Annotated in this window: 2 protein-coding genes; both read left to right on the top strand. The window is 69.8% G+C overall.

Going from position 1 to position 19,486, the window contains the following annotated elements; genetic code table 11:
• Window positions 1–53 precede the first annotated feature (53 nt).
• Window positions 54–13,820, top strand: a complete 13,767-nt coding sequence (locus tag OG257_RS02960) for an SDR family NAD(P)-dependent oxidoreductase (protein WP_329204462.1) — start codon at window positions 54–56, stop codon at window positions 13,818–13,820.
• Between the two features lie 114 nt (window positions 13,821–13,934).
• Complete coding sequence (locus OG257_RS02955) at window positions 13,935–19,445, top strand: type I polyketide synthase (protein WP_329204461.1); 5,511 nt, start codon at window positions 13,935–13,937, stop codon at window positions 19,443–19,445.
• Window positions 19,446–19,486 lie beyond the last annotated feature (41 nt).

The raw sequence follows: 19,486 nt of genomic DNA, 5'->3' as shown, positions 1-19,486 counted from the left end.
GTACGGCGGCGTAATTGTCGAGGCGTTCCACGCTATCAAGGGATGTGAAGGCAATGTTGCGTACGGAGCTCATTCGACCGCTGCCCGAACTGCTGGCGGAACACGCCCGTGAATTCGGTGACAAGGTGGCCTTCCGCGACTCCGTGCGGAGCGTGACGTACGCCGACCTCGAACTGCGCACCCGACGCCTCGCCGGGCATCTCGCCGGACGCCGCCTGCACCCCGGCGACCGTGCGGCCATTCTGCTCGGCAACAGCGTGGAGACGGTGGAGAGTTACCTGGCCCTCACCCGGGCTGGTGTGATCGGCGTACCCCTCAACCCGAGAGTCACCGAAGCCGAGCTGACGTACCTCCTCGACGACAGCGGCGCACGCGCCGTGATCACGGACCCCGCACACGCGGAGCAACTGGCCACACTCCTGGGCAGCCGGACCGACCTGCGGATCCTGGTCACCGGCGACGGGGGCGTGCCCCCCGGCACGGACTCGTTCGAGGAACTTGCGACGACCACCCCGTCGAGCCCCGCCCGGGACGACCTCGGCCTGGACGACCCCGCCTGGATGCTCTACACCTCCGGCACCACGGGCAGGCCCAAGGGAGTCCTGTCCACCCAGCGCAACTGCCTCTGGTCCGTGGCCGCGTGCTACGCGCCCATCCCCGCACTCAGTGCCGACGACCGGGTCCTGTGGCCCCTGCCCCTCTTCCACAGCCTCTCCCACATCGTCTGCGTACTGGGCGTCACGGCCGTGGGAGCCACCGCGCGCATCGTCGACGGTTTCGCCGCGGCGGACGTACTCGACGCCCTGCGCGAGGAGTCCTCGACGTTCCTGGCCGGTGTCCCCACGATGTACCACCAACTGGTGCGCGCCGCCAAGGAGGAAGACTTCGACGCCCCCGACCTCCGCATGTGCCTGGTCGGCGGGGCCGTTACCACCGCGGCGCTGCGCCGGTCGTTCGAGGAGGCGTTCGCCGCACCCCTGCTGGACGCGTACGGCAGCACCGAGACGTGCGGCTCCATCACCATCAACTGGCCCACCGGCGCCCGGGTCGAAGGCTCCTGCGGACTGCCCGTGCCGGGCCTGGGCGTGCGCATCGTCGACCCGGAGACGGGCCTCGACGCCGCCGAGGGCGAGGAGGGGGAGGTCTGGGTCCGGGGTCCGAGCGTCATGCTCGGCTACCACAACCAGCCGGAAGCAACCGCAGAAGCCCTGCGGCACGGCTGGTACCACACCGGCGACCTGGCCCGGCGGGACGGCGCCGGCTACTTCACGATCACCGGCCGCATCAAGGAACTCATCATCCGCGGTGGCGAGAACATCCACCCCGGAGAGGTCGAGGAGGTGCTGCGCTCGGTCCCCGGCACCGCCGACGTCGCCGTCGTGGGCAAACCCCACGACGTCCTCGGGGAAGTACCGGTGGCCTTCCTGGTACCGGGTCCCGAAGGCCTCGACCCCGAGGCACTCCTCACCGCCTGCCGCGACCGGCTCTCCTACTTCAAGGTGCCGGAGGAGCTCTATGAGATCGACCGGATTCCCCGCACGGCATCCGGCAAGATCACCCGCCATGTGCTCCTCGAAAGGCCCGCCAGGCTGCGCGCCGCCAACGGAAGTCACTACGAGCAGCTCTTCCGGCTCGACTGGATACCCCTGTCCTCCGTCCCCGTACCGCAGTCGCCCGCGCGCACCTGGGCCGTCATCGGCGCCGACGCATTCGGCGTCGCAGGTCATCTGCGCGCGCTCGGACAGACCGTCGGCCGGTACCCGACGCTTGACGCACTGCGCGACACCGCCGGCGCCGACGCCCATGTCCCGGACGTGGCCGTGCTGTCCTGCGGAGCAGGAGTCCGCAGGTCGGGCCCGCTCCCCGAAGCGGTACAGGACACCGTCCGCGCACTCACCGCGCAACTGGAGGCGTGGCTGGACGACGACCGCACATCCGCCTCCATCCTCGTCATCGCCACCCGAGGGGCCGTCGCCGTCGGGGCCGAGGACGACGTCACCGACCTGATCCAGGCACCCCTGTGGGGCATCGTCCGCAGCGCCCAGGCCGCGCACCCCGGCCGCCTCGTCCTCATCGACCTGGACATCGAGGACGACGACCCGTCGCCCGCCCTGGCCGACGCGCTGGCCTCCGGAGAACCCCAGGTCGTCGTACGTTCGGGCGTCCCCCTGCGCCCGAGGGCCTCACGGGTGTCCGCGGTCGCCGATCCCGAGCAGCCCGCCACCTTCGCCCCCCGGGGGACAGTGCTCGTCACCGGCGCCGACGGCCCGACCGCAGCCACCGTGGCCCGTCACCTCGTCGGCGGCCACGGAGTCCGCCGCCTGCTCCTCATCAGCGAGCGGGGCGCAGGGGACCGTACAGCCGCCGCGCTCGCGGCCGAACTGACCGCGCACGGCGCCGAGGTGACCCTCTCGGCCTGCGACATCGCCGACCGGAGCGCTCTCGCCGCCCTGCTGTCCCGCCCGGGGCACCGGCCGGACGCCGTCGTCCACACGCCGGGCGCGGTTCCCCCCGGACTGAAATCCACCCTGGAAGGCGCGCTCAACCTCCACGAACTCACCGTGGACACCGACCTGTCCGCCTTCGTCGTCCACTCCTCGGCCACCGGTGTGCTCGGCTCGTCCGACCATGCCGAGGAAGCGGCAGCCGGCGTGTTCCTCGACGCCCTCATCCAGCACAGGGCGGCCCGCGGTCTCCCCGCCCTCTCCCTGCGCACAGGCCCGTACGAAGGGGACGGCCGGGCCGCCCCGGCAGGTCTCGGACGCCTCACCGAGCAGCAGAGCACAGCGATGTTCGACGCCGCGCACCTCGCCGACCGGACGTCGCTCATCGTGATGCGTCTGGACAACGAGGCCCTCGGCGGCGCCACCCTGGACCCCGCCACCATCGCGCCACCCCTGCGCGGTCTGATCGATGCCCCCGCACGCAACTCCGCACCGGACAACACGACATCGGCGGAGCTGCGCCGGCTCATCACCGGTCTCGCCGAGGCCGACCAGGACCGTCTCCTTCTCGACCTCGTTCGCGACGAGGTCGGCCGAATACAACAGGAACCCGGTGACGCCGTACGCGCCGACCGGCCGTTCAAGGACCTCGGATTCACTTCACTGACCGCCGTCGAACTCCGTAACCGCCTCACCTCGGCCACCGGCCTGCACCTCCCGGTCACCGTGGCCTTCGACCACCCGACCCCGGCCGCGGTCGCCCGCCACCTCCGCGTGCGACTCCTCGGCGGCCACCACCTCGGCCGCGCCTCCGCCGCCGCACCCGCCGTCCGCGCCCGTCGCACGGACCCGAGCGACGACCCCATTGCGATCGTGGGCATGGGCTGCCGGCTGCCCGGCGGAGTCACGTCCCCCGACGACCTGTGGCGACTCGTCACCGACGGTGTGGACGCGATCTCCCCGTTCCCTGCGGACCGGGGCTGGGACCTGGACGGCCTCTACGACCCGGATCCCGAGCACGTGGGCACGTCGTACGCCAGACACGGCGGCTTCCTGCACGACGCGGGATCCTTCGACGCGGGATTCTTCGACATATCCCCGCGTGAGGCGCTGGCGATGGATCCGCAGCAGCGGCTGCTGCTGGAGGTGTCGTGGGAGGTGTTCGAGCGCGCGGGCATCGATCCCACGTCACTGCACGGCAGCAGTGTGGGCGTCTACAGCGGTGTGATGTACCACGACTACGCCACCGGGCTCGCCCGCGTCCCCGACGGTCTCGAGGGCTACCTGGGCACGGGCAACGCGGGCAGTGTGGCGTCGGGGCGCGTCGCGTACACGCTGGGTCTGGAGGGCCCTGCCGTCACCGTGGACACGGCGTGCTCGTCGTCCTTGGTGGCGCTGCATCTGGCGGCGCAGGCGCTGCGCAACGGCGACTGCGCGATGGCCCTGGCCGGCGGCGTGGCCGTGATGTCCCGGCCGACGTCCTTCGTGGAGTTCTCCCGGCAGCGCGCCCTGGCGGCAGACGGCCGATGCAGGCCCTACGCCGAGGCTGCCGACGGCACTGCCTGGTCCGAGGGCGCCGGTGTGCTGCTCCTGGAACGGCTTTCGGACGCACGGAGGCTGGGGCACGAGGTTCTGGCGGTCGTCCGTGGGTCGGCGGTCAACCAGGACGGTGCGTCGAACGGTCTGACAGCGCCGAACGGTCCGTCGCAGGAGCGGGTGATCCGCGAGGCACTGGCGGGCGCAGAGCTGTCGGTCGCCGACGTCGATGCGGTGGAGGGCCACGGCACCGGGACGACGCTGGGTGACCCGATCGAGGCGCAGGCTCTGCTGGCGACCTACGGGCAGGACCGTGCGCAGGACCAGCCGCTGTGGTTGGGGTCGTTGAAGTCGAACATCGGGCACGCCCAGGCTGCGGCAGGTGCTGCGGGTGTCATCAAGATGGTGCAGGCGATTCGGCATGGTGTGTTGCCGCGGACGCTGCATGTGGATGAGCCGTCGTCGAAGGTGGACTGGTCGTCGGGGTCTGTGGAGTTGCTGACGAAGTCCAGGCCGTGGCCGGAGGTGGACCGTCCGCGGAGGGCGGGTGTCTCCTCGTTCGGTGTGAGCGGCACGAACGCTCACGTGATTCTGGAGCAGGCCCCCGCGCTCGTGTCCGGAGAGCCACAGGAAACAGCAGCACCCGCCTCCGAGCCTGCCGCCGTGCCGTGGGTGGTGTCGGCCCGCACGGCGGATGCCCTGCGGGCCCAGGCCGAACGGCTCCGGACCTTCGTCGGGCGTTCGGACGTGACGGTTGCCGAGGTGGGTCATTCGCTTGCTGTGGGGCGGGCGGGTCTGGAGCACCGGGCGGTGGTGGTGGCTGCGGGTCGTGGTGGTGCGTTGGCTGGTGTGTCGGTGGTGGCGGGTGGTGGTGTGGGGCCTGGTGTGGTGTCGGGTGTGGCGGATGTGTCGGGCCGGTCGGTGTTTGTGTTTCCGGGGCAGGGTTCGCAGTGGGTGGGGATGGGCCGCGATCTGCTTGATTCGTCGTCGGTGTTTGCGCGGGCGTTGACGGAGATCAGTGGTGTGTTGGCCGGGGTGAGTGGGTGGTCGGTGCTGGATGTGGTGCGGGGTGTTGAGGGTGCTGTGTCGTTGGGCCGGGTGGATGTGGTGCAGCCGGTGTCGTTCGCGGTGATGGTGGCGTTGGCGCGGGTGTGGGAGTCGTTCGGGGTGCGGGCGGATGCGGTGGTGGGGCATTCGCAGGGTGAGATTGCGGCTGCTCATGTGGCGGGTGTGTTGTCGTTGGAGGACGCGGCCCGGGTGGTGGTGTTGCGCAGCCGTGCGATCGCGGGTGGTCTGGCCGGCCGTGGCGGGATGGTGTCGGTTGCTCTTCCGGCTGAGGAGGTGCGGCTGGGTGAGGGTGTGGAGCTGGCCGCGGTGAACGGTCCGTCGTCGGTGGTGGTGGCGGGTGATCCCGAGGCGTTGGACCGGTTGGTTTCCGAGTACGAGGCACAGGGTGTCCGGGTTCGGCGGGTGCCGGTGGACTACGCGTCCCATACCTCCCATGTCGAGTTGATCGAGGCCGAGTTGGCCGATGTGCTTGCAGGGTTGAAGCCCGGGTCGGCAGCCATCCCGATGTATTCGTCGGTGGACGGTCGTTGGGTGGAGGGAACGGAGCTGGACGGCGGTTACTGGTTCCGCAATCTGCGGCAGACGGTGCGGTTCGCCGACGCCACCGCTGCTCTCGTTGCGGAGGGCTTCCGGGCGTTCGTCGAGGTGAGTTCGCATCCCGTACTTGCGCACAGCGTTCAGGAGACCCTCGACGCGAGTGCTCGGACGCCGAGCGTCGTGACAGGGACGCTGCGCCGTGACGACGGCGGGCTGGACCGTCTGTTGCTGTCAGCGGCGGAGCTGTACGTCCGAGGGATCCCCGTCGACTGGTCGACCTCCTTCGGCGAACCGGTCCCGCGCCGCGTCGAGCTGCCCACGTACGCCTTCCAGCGTCAGCGCTACTGGCTCGAACCGTCGCTCGGAGCAGGCGACCTCGCCGCAGTCGGTCTGGAGGAAGCGGGCCACCCGCTCCTGCAAGCCGCGATCACGGTGGCGGATACCGAACGCAGCGTGTTCTCAGGGCGTCTGACACAGCGCGAGCACCCCTGGCTGGACGGTCATCGCGTAGGCGGTCTGATGCTGCTGCCCGGTACGGCGCTGCTGGACATGCTGTGCCATGTGGGTGAGCGGCTGCGGGTACCGGTCGTGGACGAGTTGACGATCTCCGCGCCGATCGTCGTCCCGGACGGCGGAGGCGTTGACCTCCAGATGACCGTGGAACAAGCGGAAGGCCCCGGCGCACGGGTGGTGCGGGTGTACACCCGGTCAGGCGCCGACGAGGACTGGAGCGAAAACGCCACCGGCCTCCTGACGGCGTCGTCGAAGCCGTCCCCCGTACAGGCAGATCTCACGTCGTGGCCGCCCGCCGGCGCCCGGCCCGTCGACCTGGACGGCTTCTACGACCGTCTGACCGTCGACTACGGTCCGGCGTTCCGGGCCGTCGAAGCGGCCTGGGTACAGGACGGGCGCGTATACGCGGCACTGCGGCTCCCGGAGTCCGGCGCGGGTACGTCCGACGAAACCGACGGCTACGGAATCCATCCCGCGCTGCTCGACGCCGCCCTGCACCCGCTCGCCGTGTCGGACTTCTTCGCCGACCCGGACAGCCCCCGGCTGGCCTTCTCCTGGGCGGGTGTCCGGCTCCACGCAACCGGAGCCCGGTCCCTTCGTGTCGTCCTGGCTCCGGCGGGCCCCGACACGGTGTCGATCAGCGCCGCCGACGACACAGGCGCTTCTGTCCTCGACATAGATGCGCTGACCGTGCGGCCCGTCGATCCGGCGCGCCTGCGCGTCTCTGCTCCTCAACTGGGCGGCTCTCTCTACGAGGTCGCGTGGGTTCCCGCTGTTCCCGCTCCTCCGGTCACAGCCGACACGCCGCTCTGGGCGTTCCACTCGGGTCTCGGAGCGTCCGAATCCTCCGTACCCCCCGTGGTGGTTCTCAGGGCTCCCGACGGCTCTGCGGACCGGACGATTCCTGAGCAGGTGCACGAGGTCGGGCTGAACGTCCTCGGCGTGCTGCAGGAGTGGCTGGCCGATCCCCGGACCCAGGCGTCCCGTCTGGTGGTCGCCACGCGCCGCGACGACCTGGTCCAGGAACCGGTCCGGGGCCTCGTCCGCACCGCCCAGTCCGAACATCCCGGCCGGTTCGGACTGCTTGAGGTGGAACGATTCGACGAGGAGACGGTCGCAGCCGGACTCGGCGGCGCGCTGCGGGACGAACCGCAGGTGGCGGTACGCGGAGGGCAGACGCTCGTAGCCCGTCTCAGGCGTGCGCACTCACCCGCTCCGCCGGAGCGCCCGCGACTGACGGGAGGCACCGTGCTGGTCACGGGCGCCACCGGCGGTCTGGGCCGGCTCGTCACCGATCACCTCGTCCGCTCCCACGAAGTGGCCGAGCTTGTGCTGGTGTCCCGGTCCGGACTGCCGGACGAACGACTGGAGGAGTTGTCGGCATCCGGCGTCCGCGTGAGTGCGGTGGCCGCCGATGTGGGGGACCGCGAAGCTCTGGCGCGGATCGTGGCCGCTGTCTCCGACCGGCTGACCGCGGTGGTCCATGTGGCGGGCGTGGTCGACGACCGCGTGATCGGAGAGCTGGACGCGCAGCGGTGGCACACCGCGCTGCGGCCCAAGGTGGACGCGGCGTGGCATCTGCACGAGCTGACCGAGGGCCTGGACCTGACGGCGTTCGTCCTCTACTCGTCGGCCTCCTCCACCTTCGGCGGCTCGGGCCAGGGCAACTACGCGGCCGGTAACGCCTTCCTCGACGCCCTGGCCGTGCACCGGCGCGCGAAGGGACTTGCTGCCGTGTCCCTCGCCTGGGGACTGTGGGCGGAGTCCGCCGGCATGGGCGGACGGCTCAGCGACACCGACCTGGCCAGGATGGCCCGAGCGGGTACGAGGCCGCTCTCCGCCGAGCAAGGGCTCGCCCTGTTCGACGCCGCGCTGGAGAGCGACAGTCCGGCCCTCGTCCCCATCCGGCTGGACCTGGCCGCCGTACGCGACAGCGCGGAGATTCCCGCCCTGCTGAGCGACCTGGTGCCTGCGCCGACGCGGCGCGTGGTGCGACGTGACGCCGTGGCCGGCAGCGACAGCGCCTCGACACTGAAACGGCGGCTGGCCGCGCTCGGGGTGCCCGAGCAGCTCGATGTGCTGCTCGATCTGGTACGCACCGGCGCCGCGGCCGTCCTCGGCCACGCCACGGCCGACGCGATCGAAGCACAACGGGCGTTCAAGGAACTGGGAGTCGACTCGCTCACCGCGGTCGAGCTGCGCAACCGGCTCACCGCGGCCACCGGCCTGCGGCTGCCCGTCACCCTGGTCTTCAACTACCCGACCGCCTCCGAACTTGCCGAGCACCTGCGCACCGAACTGCTCGGCGAGGAGGCCGCAGACCAGCAGCCGCACGGTCCCACCGTCGCTGCCACTTCCTCCCACACAGCGGGATCTCCGGCCGACGAGCCGATCGCGATCGTGGCACTGGGATGCCGCTTCCCGGGTGGACTGTCATCGGCGGAGGACCTGTGGCAGCTGGTCGAGACGGGCGGCGACGTCATCACCGGCCTGCCCGCCGACCGGGGCTGGGACCTGGACGGTCTCTACGATCCGGACCCCGATGCGCCGGGGAAGACGTACGTCCGCGGTGGCGGATTCCTGCAGGGTGTCGGAGGCTTCGACGCCGGGTTCTTCGGGATCAACCCGCGTGAGGCGCTGGCGATGGACCCGCAGCAGCGGCTGCTGCTGGAGGTGTCGTGGGAGGTACTCGAGCGCGCGGGCATCGACCCGACGTCGCTGAAGGGCACCCCCACCGGCGTGTTCGTCGGTACTCACGGCCAGGACTACGGAACGGGCGAAACGGCGGGCCAGGCCGACGAGGGCTACCTCGTGACCGGCAACGCGGGCAGCGTCCTCTCCGGCCGCGTCTCGTACACCCTGGGACTGGAGGGCCCCGCGCTGACGGTGGACACCGCCTGCTCGTCGTCGCTGGTCGCGCTGCACTTGGCGGTGCAGGCACTGCGTAACGGGGAATGCTCGCTCGCGCTCGCAGGCGGTGTATCCGTCATGTCGACGCTGGAAGGAGTCGTCGGCTTCAGCCGGCAGCGCGGGCTCGCCACCGACGGCCGCAGCAAGGCATTTGCCGAGGGCGCCGACGGATTCGGCATGTCGGAAGGTGTCGGCATGCTGCTGGTGGAGCGGTTGTCCGATGCGCAGCGGCTGGGGCATGAGGTTCTGGCGGTGGTGCGGGGTTCCGCCGTCAATCAGGACGGTGCGTCCAATGGACTCACTGCGCCGAACGGTCCGTCGCAGGAGCGGGTGATCCGCCAGGCGCTGGCCGGCGCGCGCCTGTCACCTGGAGATGTCGACGCGGTCGAGGCGCACGGCACGGGCACCCCGCTGGGCGATCCGATCGAGGCGCAGGCACTTCTGGCGACGTACGGGAAGGGCCGCCCCGAGGAGTGGCCACTGTGGATGGGCTCCGTGAAGTCGAACATCGGTCATACGCAGGCTGCGGCGGGTGCTGCGGGGATCATCAAGATGGTGCAGGCGATTCGGCATGGTGTGTTGCCGCGGACGCTGCATGTGGATGAGCCGTCGTCGAAGGTGGACTGGTCGTCGGGGTCTGTGGAGTTGCTGACGGAGGCTCGGTCCTGGCCGGGGGTGGACCGTCCGCGCAGGGCGGGTGTGTCGGCGTTCGGTGTGAGCGGTACGAACGCGCATGTGATTTTGGAGCAGGCCCCGGTTGTTTCCGAGGTGGCTGTGGTGCCCGAGGCGAGTGATCCGGAGCCTGCCGTGGTGCCGTGGGTGATTTCCGGCGCCTCGGCGAAGGGGCTGCGGGGCCAGGCGGAACGCCTGGAGTCGTTCGTGCGTGAGCATCAGGATCTGCCGGACACAGCGATCGGACACGCGCTGACGACGACGCGCGGCACGTTTGCCCATCGTGCGGTGGTGGTGGCTGCGGGTCGTGGTGGTGCGTTGGCTGGTGTGTCGGTGTTGGCGGGTGGTGGTGTGGGGCCTGGTGTGGTGTCGGGTGTGGCGGATGTGTCGGGTCGGTCGGTGTTTGTGTTTCCGGGGCAGGGTTCGCAGTGGGTGGGGATGGGCCGCGATCTGCTTGATTCGTCGCCGGTGTTTGCGCGGGCGTTGACGGAGGTCAGTGGTGTGTTGGCGGGGGTGAGTGGGTGGTCGGTGCTGGATGTGGTGCGGGGTGTTGAGGGTGCTGTGTCGTTGGGCCGGGTGGATGTGGTGCAGCCGGTGTCGTTTGCGGTGATGGTGGCGTTGGCGCGGGTGTGGGAGTCGTTCGGGGTGCGGGCGGATGCGGTGGTGGGGCATTCGCAGGGTGAGATTGCGGCTGCTCATGTGGCGGGTGTGTTGTCGTTGGAGGACGCGGCCCGGGTGGTGGTGTTGCGCAGCCGTGCGATCGCGGGTGGTCTGGCCGGCCGTGGCGGGATGGTTTCGGTTGCTCTTCCGGCAGAGGAGGTGCGGCTGGGTGACGGTGTGGAGTTGGCCGCGGTCAACGGTCCGTCGTCGGTGGTGGTGGCGGGTGATCCCGAGGCGTTGGACCGGTTGGTCTCCGAGTACGAATCACAGGGTGTCCGGGTTCGGCGGGTGCCGGTGGACTACGCGTCCCATACCTCCCATGTCGAGTTGATCGAGGCCGAGTTGGCCGATGTGCTTGCAGGGTTGAAGCCCGGTTCGGCGACCATCCCGATGTATTCGTCGGTGGACGGTCGTTGGGTGGAGGGAACGGAGCTGGACGGCGGATATTGGTTCCGGAATCTGCGGCAGACGGTGCGGTTCGCCGATGCCACCGCGGCTCTCGTTGCGGAGGGCTTCCGGGCGTTCGTCGAGGTGAGTTCGCATCCCGTTCTTGCGCACAGCGTTCAGGAGACCCTCGACGCGACCCTTGAGGCGCCGAACGTCGTCACCGGCACACTCCGCCGCGACGACGGTGGACTGGACCGCCTTCTCCTGTCCGTCGCGGAGTTGTTCGTCCGTGGAGTTCGAGTCGACTGGTCGACTGCGTACGGTGAACCGCGTTCCCCTCGAGTCGAGTTGCCCACGTACGCCTTCCAGCACCAGCACTACTGGCTGGAGGCTCCGCAGGGTGCGGGCGACGTGTCGTCAGCAGGGCTGACGGCGGCGGAGCATCCGCTGCTCGGAGCGGTGGTCGGACTACCCGATTCGGGTGGCGAGTTGTTCACCAGCCGACTGTCCCTGCGCGCACAGCCCTGGCTGGCCGACCATGCGGTGTCCGGCAGTGTCCTGCTGCCGGGGGCGGCGTTCCTGGAACTGGCGTTGCGTGCCGGGGAGGAGGCCGGACTCGGCACCATCGAAGAGCTGGTGATCGAGTCTCCGCTCACTCTTCCCGCGCACGGTGCGGTGCAGCTCCGGGTCGGACTGGGCGGAGCGGATGAGGTCGGTCGCCGGCCGCTGCACATCTACTCCCGGCCCGAGGATTCCGGTCCTGAGACACCGTGGGACCGGCACGTCGACGGTCTGTTGTCGGCGGCGGCCCAAGAACCTGCGTTCGATTTCGAGTCGTGGCCTCCGGAGGGTGCGGAGTCGGTGTCGGTGGAGGGGTTCTACGAGGGGTTGGCGGAGCAGGGATACGCGTACGGTCCGGCGTTCCAGGGGGTGCGTGCCGCGTGGCGGCGGGGCCGTGAGGTGTTCGCGGAGCTGGCCTTGACGGAAGCGTTGGTGCCCGAGGCGGTCAAGTACGGGCTGCACCCGGCACTCCTGGATGCGGCCCTTCAAGCAGCGAACTTCGGGGCGGCACCGACGGCCGAACCGGGTCAGGTACTCCTGCCCTTCGCCTGGAACGACGTCACTCTGCACGCGGTCGGCGCCACAACCTTGCGTGTGCATGCGAAACCGGCTGATGGCGAGGGTGGTGTGTCCTTCACTCTCACGGACGGCACGGGCCAGCCCGTCGCCGAGATCGGGTCACTCCTGCTCCGCTCCGTGCGTACCGATCACTCGGCCGGCGCGGACACCACCGTGCGGGACTCGCTCTACCGCGTGGACTGGCACCCGGTCGATGTGATGCACGCTCCGGGTGCGGTGACGCTGCCGCCGGAGGACATTCTCGATCTGACGGCCGAGCAGCCGACACCGGGCACGCAGGCAGCGCGCGACCTGGTCATCAGGGCTCTCGCTGAAATCCAGCGCCGAACGGATCAATCGGATCCGGGCACTCGTCCCCTCGTCGTACTCACCCGGAATGCCGCGGCTGGTGATCCTGCGGGGGCTGCGGTGTGGGGGTTGGTGCGGTCGGTGCAGTTGGAGCAGCCGGGTCGGGTGGTGTTGGTGGATGTGGATGGTGGCTCGGTGGCGGGTGTGGCCGGGTTGTTGTCGGGTGTGGTGGCGTCGGGTGAGTCGCAGGTGGGGGTGCGGGCGGGGGAGGTGTTCGTGCCGAGGTTGGTGCGGGCCGGGGTGCCTCGGAAGGCGTCGGGTTCCGGTGGGGTTCTTGATCGTTCGGGGTCGGTGTTGATCACGGGTGGTACGGGGACGTTGGGCGGGTTGGTGGCCCGGCATGTGGTGGGTGTGCATGGTGTGCGCAGTGTGGTGTTGGTGAGTCGTCGTGGTCCGTCGGCCGAGGGTGCGGCGGAGTTGGTCGAGGAGCTGACGGCTGCGGGTGCGCGGGTGGAGGTGGTTGCGGCGGATGCGGGTGACCGTGAGGCGTTGGTCGATGTGCTGGCGGGGATCCCGGCCGAGCACCCCCTCACCGCCGTCGTCCACACCGCCGGAGTCCTCGACGACGGAGTGTTCTCGTCCCTGACTCCGGAACGCGTCGACACTGTTTTCCGCCCGAAGGCCGATGCTGCGTGGCACCTTCACGAACTCACGCGTGAACTGGACCTGTCGGCGTTCGTGCTGTTCTCCTCCGGCGCCGGCGTCCTCGGCAATGCCGGTCAGGGCAACTACGCGGCGGCGAACGGTTTCCTGGACGGGCTGGCACGCACACGGCGGGAACAGGGTCTGCCTGCGGTGTCGCTGGCGTGGGGCCTGTGGTCCGAGGCGAGCGGCATGACCGGACACCTGGACGACGTCGAACTCGGCCGTATGGCACGCAGTGGCCAGGCAGGGCTGTCGTCCGCCGAGGCGCTGGCGCTGTTCGACAGTGCGCTGCAATCCGAAGAGGCCTTGCTGGTGCCGACGAAGCTCGACTTCGCCGTCCTCCGTAAGCAGGCGGCGGCCGGAGAACTGGCACCGCTCCTGCGCGGACTCGTCCGAGCCCCGAGGAAGACCGCACGGGCCGTGGCCGACGGAAGCGGACAGACCCTGGCACGACGACTCGCTGCGGTCGGCGAGGCCGAGCAGACCCGCCTCCTCGTGGAACTCGTCCGGAGCGACGCGGCACACGTACTCGGGCACGCAGCGCACGAAACGATCAAGGTGAACCAGGCCTTCAACGACATCGGATTCGATTCGCTGACCGCAGTCCGGATGCGTAACCGCCTGGCCGAGTCCACCGGTGTGCGGCTCCCCGCCACGGTTGTCTTCGACCACCCGACTCCCACAGTGCTCGCGCACCACCTGCGCGACCTGCTCCAGCCGACGGACACAGCCGTGGTCCCGGCGGCGCTCGCCGAACTTGACCGGCTCGAGCAGACCCTCGCCCGGACATCCACGGACGACAAGGTACGGGTGCAGGTGGCCGCGCGACTCGAAGCGCTGACGGCGAAGTGGGCCGAGACCCTCGTTGCGGTGACCGGACCCGACCAGGGCGTCGATCTCGACGTGGCGACCGACGACCAGATCTTCGACCTGATCGACAACGAACTCGGCCTTTCCTGACCCAGGTCCCGACCGGACGACCGGACGACCCGCCAACCGGGCGTTCCGGCGACCCCGCTGAGCAGCCGACCGGCCCGATCCGCCGTACAGCTGACCGACACAAGGAAGAACCTCATGTCGAACGACGACAAGCTGCGTGACTACCTCAAGCGCGTGACGGGCGAGCTGCAGCAGACCCGCAAGAGGATCCGTGAGATCGAGTCCAGGAGGACGGAGCCGATTGCGATCGTGGGCATGGGCTGCCGCCTGCCGGGCGGGGTCGCGTCACCGGACGACCTGTGGAACCTCGTCGACGGAGGCGTGGACGCGATGTCCCCGTTCCCCGCCGACCGGGGCTGGGACCTGGACGGCCTCTACGACCCGGACCCGGACCGGACCGGTACGTCGTACGCCAACGAGGGCGGCTTCATCGACGAACCCGGCGGGTTCGACGCCTCGTTGTTCGGTATATCGCCGCGTGAGGCACTTGCCATCGATCCGCAGCAGCGGCTGCTGCTGGAGGTGTCGTGGGAGGTGTTCGAGCGCGCGGGCATCGATCCCACGTCGCTGCACGGACACAGCGTCGGCATCTACACCGGGCTCATGTACCACGACTACGCCGATGACGTGGAGAAGCTGCCCGAAGGACTTGAGGGCTACTTCGGCATCGGCAACTCGGGGAGCGTGGCGTCGGGGCGCGTCGCGTACACGTTGGGCCTGGAGGGCCCTGCCGTGACCGTGGACACGGCGTGCTCGTCGTCCTTGGTGGCGCTGCATCTCGCGGCGCAGGCGCTGCGCAACGGTGAGTGCGGGATGGCTCTGGCCGGCGGCGTGGCCGTGATGGCGACCCCCGAAGTGTTCGTCGACTTCTCCCGGCAGCGCGGGCTGGCGCGCGACGGCCGGTGCAAGGCCTTCGCCGACGCGGCCGATGGAACAGGGCTCGCGGAAGGCGTGGCGGTCCTGTTGCTGGAGCGGTTGTCGGATGCGCAGCGGCTGGGGCATGAGGTTCTGGCGGTGGTGCGGGGGTCGGCTGTCAATCAGGACGGTGCGTCCAATGGACTCACTGCGCCGAACGGTCCCTCGCAGGAGCGGGTGATCCGCCAGGCGCTGGCCGGCGCGCGCCTGTCACCGGCAGATGTCGACGCGGTCGAGGCGCACGGTACGGGCACCACGTTGGGTGATCCGATCGAGGCGCAGGCACTTCTGGCGACGTACGGACGCGAGCGGACCGGCGACCGCCCGCTGTGGTTGGGGTCGTTGAAGTCCAACATTGGTCATACGCAGGCTGCGGCGGGTGCTGCGGGTGTCATCAAGATGGTGCAGGCGCTTCGGCATGGTGTGTTGCCGCGGACGCTGCATGTGGATGAGCCGTCGTCGAAGGTGGACTGGTCGTCGGGGTCTGTGGAGTTGCTGACGAAGTCCAGGCCGTGGCCGGAGGTGGACCGTCCGCGCAGGGCGGGTGTCTCCTCGTTCGGTGTGAGCGGCACGAACGCCCACGTGATCCTCGAGCAGGCGCCGCCTGTCGCCGAAACCGTGGCGGGCGTGAAGGAGGCGCCGCCCCTCGCGTCCGTGCCGTGGCCACTGTCCGGGGCTTCGCCCCGAGCGCTGCAGGCGCAGGCTCAGCAGTTGGTGGACCACCTCGTCGGGCGTTCGGACGTGACGGTTGCCGAGGTGGGTCATTCGCTTGCTGTGGGGCGGGCGGGTCTGGAGCACCGTGCGGTGGTGGTGGCTGCGGGTCGTGGTGGTGCGTTGGCTGGTGTGTCGGTGTTGGCGGGTGGTGGTGTGGGGCCTGGTGTGGTGTCGGGTGTGGCGGATGTGTCGGGTCGGTCGGTGTTTGTGTTTCCGGGGCAGGGTTCGCAGTGGGTGGGGATGGGCCGCGATCTGCTTGATTCGTCGTCGGTGTTTGCGCGGGCGTTGACGGAGGTCAGCGGTGTGTTGGGGTCGGTGAGTGGGTGGTCGGTGCTGGATGTGGTGCGGGGTGTTGAGGGTGCTGTGTCGTTGGGCCGGGTGGATGTGGTGCAGCCGGTGTCGTTTGCGGTGATGGTGGCGTTGGCGCGGGTGTGGGAGTCGTTCGGGGTGCGGGCGGATGCGGTGGTGGGGCATTCGCAGGGTGAGATTGCGGCTGCTCATGTGGCGGGTGTGTTGTCGTTGGAGGACGCGGCCCGGGTGGTGGTGTTGCGCAGCCGTGCGATCGCGGGTGGTCTGGCCGGCCGTGGCGGGATGGTGTCGGTTGCTCTTCCGGCTGAGGAGGTGCGGCTGGGTGAGGGTGTGGAGTTGGCCGCGGTGAACGGTCCGTCGTCGGTGGTGGTGGCGGGTGATCCCGAGGCGTTGGACCGGTTGGTTTCCGAGTACGAGGCACAGGGTGTTCGGGTTCGGCGGGTGCCGGTGGATTACGCGTCCCATACCTCCCATGTCGAGTTGATCGAGGCCGAGTTGGCCGATGTGCTTGCAGGGTTGAAGCCCGGGTCGGCGACCATCCCGATGTATTCGTCGGTGGACGGTCGTTGGGTGGAGGGAACGGAGCTGGACGGCGGTTACTGGTTCCGCAATCTGCGGCAGACGGTGCGGTTCGCCGACGCCACCGCCGCCCTCGTTGCGGAGGGCTTCCAAGCCTTCGTCGAGGTGAGCGCCCACCCCGTCTTGGCGCACAGCATTCAGGAGACCCTGGACGAGCAGCCAGAGGTCCCGAGTGTGGTCACCGGGACCCTCCGCCGCGACGACGGAGGTCCGGACCGGATCCTGCTCTCTGCCGCTGAACTCCACGTCCGTGGCATTCCGGTGGACTGGTCGAGTTCGTACGGTGAACCGGTACCGCGTCGCGTCGAGTTGCCCACGTACGCCTTCCAGCACGAGCACTACTGGCTGGCCGGCGGCCGAGGGAGTGGCGACCTCGGTGCGGTCGGGCTTCGGGCGGCCGAACACCCGTTGCTGGGTGCGGTGGTGCATCTGCCGGAAGCCGGTGGAACGTTGCTCACCGGCAGGTTGTCACTCAAGGAGCATCCCTGGCTTGGAGACCACGCGGTGGCGGGGACGGTGCTCGTCCCCGGGGCCGCACTGCTGGAGCTCGCCCTGCGCGCCGCGGACGAAGCCGATCTGGGCACGGTCGAAGAACTCGCCATCGAGGCCCCGCTCGTCCTGCCCGAACAGGGTGCGGTACAGATACGGGTCACCGTTGCCGACCAGGACCTGCTTGGCGATGAGCACCAGGACCAGCCGTTGCGCGAAGCCGCCGAACACCGGATTGTGGCGGTGTACTCCCGCCCCGAGACCGCCGACGAGGCGGGGCCGTGGACACGGCACGCGAGCGGATTCCTGGGCTTGAGCGCTCCCGCTCCCCTTGGCCGGCTTGCGCAGTGGCCTCCGGAGGGTGCGGAGCCCGTGTCGGTGGAGGGGTTCTACGAGGGGTTGGCGGAGCAGGGGTACACGTACGGTCCGGCGTTCCAGGGAGTGCGTGCCGCGTGGCGGCGGGGCCGTGAGGTGTTCGCGGAACTGTCGTTGCCGGAAGCGCTGATCTCCGAGGCAGCCAGGTACGGGCTGCACCCCGCGCTTCTGGATGCGGCCCTGCAGGCGACCAGTCTGATCAGCCTGGCGGATCGGGAGCCGGGTCGTCTTCTCCTGCCGTTTGCCTGGAGCGGGGTCACGCTGCACGCGACGGGCGCCTCGGCTCTGCGCCTGAGGGCCGAACCCACCGGACCGGAGGCCTTTTCTGTGACGGTGACCGACCAGACCGGCGCCCCCGTCGCCACGGTCGACTCCCTCGCACTGCGGCCCGTCGCAGCCGAGCGTCTGGCGTCGCTCGGCAGCACGGCCGACGAGCTGTCGTACCAGCTCGACTGGGCTCCCCTCACGCTGCCCGAGTCCGACGTTCCCGTACCTGCCGGGGCGGTACTCGATCTCATCGAGCACGGGGGAGAAGGCCCCCAGGCGGCACGTGAACTGACCGCAGCCACCGTGGACTTCCTTCACACCCGACTGTCCGACCCGGACTCGAACTCGCAGACCCTGGTGATCCTGACCAAGGACGCGGCTGGTGATCCTGCGGGGGCTGCGGTGTGGGGGTTGGTGCGGTCGGTGCAGTTGGAGCAGCCGGGTCGGGTGGTTTTGGTGGATGTGGATGGTGGCTCGGTGGCGGGTGTGGCCGGGTTGTTGTCGGGTGTGGTGGCGTCGGGTGAGTCGCAGGTGGGGGTGCGTGCGGGGGAGGTGTTCGTGCCGAGGTTGGTGCGGGCCGGGGTGCCTCGGAAGGCGTCGGGTTCCGGTGGGGTTCTTGATCGTTCGGGGTCGGTGTTGATCACGGGTGGTACGGGGACGTTGGGCGGGTTGGTGGCCCGGCATGTGGTGGGTGTGCATGGTGTGCGCAGTGTGGTGTTGGTGAGTCGTCGTGGTCCGTCTGCCGAGGGTGCGGCGGAGTTGGTCGAGGAGCTGACGGCTGCGGGTGCGCGGGTGGAGGTGGTTGCGGCGGATGCGGGTGACCGTGAGGCGTTGGTCGATGTGCTGGCGGGGATTCCGGCCGAGCACCCCCTCACCGCCGTCGTCCACACCGCCGGAGTCCTTGACGACGGGATCATGACGGCGCTCGACCCCCAGTGGCTCGAGAACGTGTTCCGCCCGAAGGCAGATGCTGCGTGGCACCTGCACGAACTCACGCGTGAACTGGACCTGTCGGCGTTCGTGCTGTTTTCCTCCGGCGCCGGCGTCCTCGGTAATGCCGGTCAGGGCAACTACGCGGCGGCGAACGGTTTCCTGGACGGGCTGGCTCGCACGCGTAGGGACGAGGGTCTGCCTGCGGTGTCGCTGGCGTGGGGACTGTGGTCCGAGGCGAGCGGCATGACCGGACACCTGGACGACACCGGTCGCGCGCGGCTGGCCCGCAGCGGACTGGTGGGACTGTCCTCGGCCGAGGGGCTCGCGCTGTTCGACAGTGCGCTGCAATCCGAAGAGGCCTTGCTGGTGCCGACGAAGCTCGACTTCGCCGTCCTCCGTAAGCAGGCGGCGGCCGGAGAGCTGGCACCGCTCCTGCGCGGACTCGTACGAGCCCCGAGGCGGACCGCCGCGGCGGCGCCCACGGACGGCCGGAGTCCGGAATCCTTTGCCCAGCGCCTGGCGACGCTCTCCGAGCGCGACCGGATACGTGAGCTGCTCGAACTCGTCCAAAGTGCGTCGGCCACCGTGCTCGGTCACGCCACGAAGGACGCGATCGGCGCCGCCCAGGCATTCAAGGACATCGGATTCGACTCGCTCGCCTCGGTCGAGCTGCGCAATCGGCTCACCGGGGTGACGGGCGTACGACTGCCCGTGACCCTCGTCTTCGACCACCCCAACCCGACCGCACTCGCGCACCACCTCCAGACCGCACTCGTGCCCTCGGCCGATGCCCTGGGACATGTGGGCGCTACAGCCAACGCCCGCGACCACCTGATCGGAGCCGATGCCTCCGAGGCCGACATCCGGCGGGCGCTTGCCACGGTACCCCTCGCCACACTCCGCGAACTCGGCGTACTGGAAGCGGTGGAGGCGCTGGTGTCCTCGCAGCCGGCCGGCCGCGGCACAGGCGCCGGAGACGCGCGTGACGCCGGGACGGCGGCCGACGCCATCGCAGCGATGGACATCGACGATCTCGTCGAGCGAGCGCTCGGCGGCAGGCAGTGACCGCACTTCGGACTTCGGAAGGTTCCCATGACCACGTCCAC

The sequence above is a fragment of the Streptomyces sp. NBC_00683 genome (genome assembly GCF_036226745.1).
Classification (GTDB): domain Bacteria; phylum Actinomycetota; class Actinomycetes; order Streptomycetales; family Streptomycetaceae; genus Streptomyces.
Note: the sequence above shows the minus strand (reverse complement) of the source record. Positions and strands in the feature narration are given on the sequence as shown.

Excerpts from the sequence above, each read along its gene's own strand:
- OG257_RS02960 (WP_329204462.1), top strand. The coding sequence starts at position 54 with ATGTTGCGTACGGAGCTCATTCGACCGCTGCCCGAACTGCTGGCGGAA.
- OG257_RS02955 (WP_329204461.1), top strand. The coding sequence starts at position 13,935 with ATGTCGAACGACGACAAGCTGCGTGACTACCTCAAGCGCGTGACGGGC.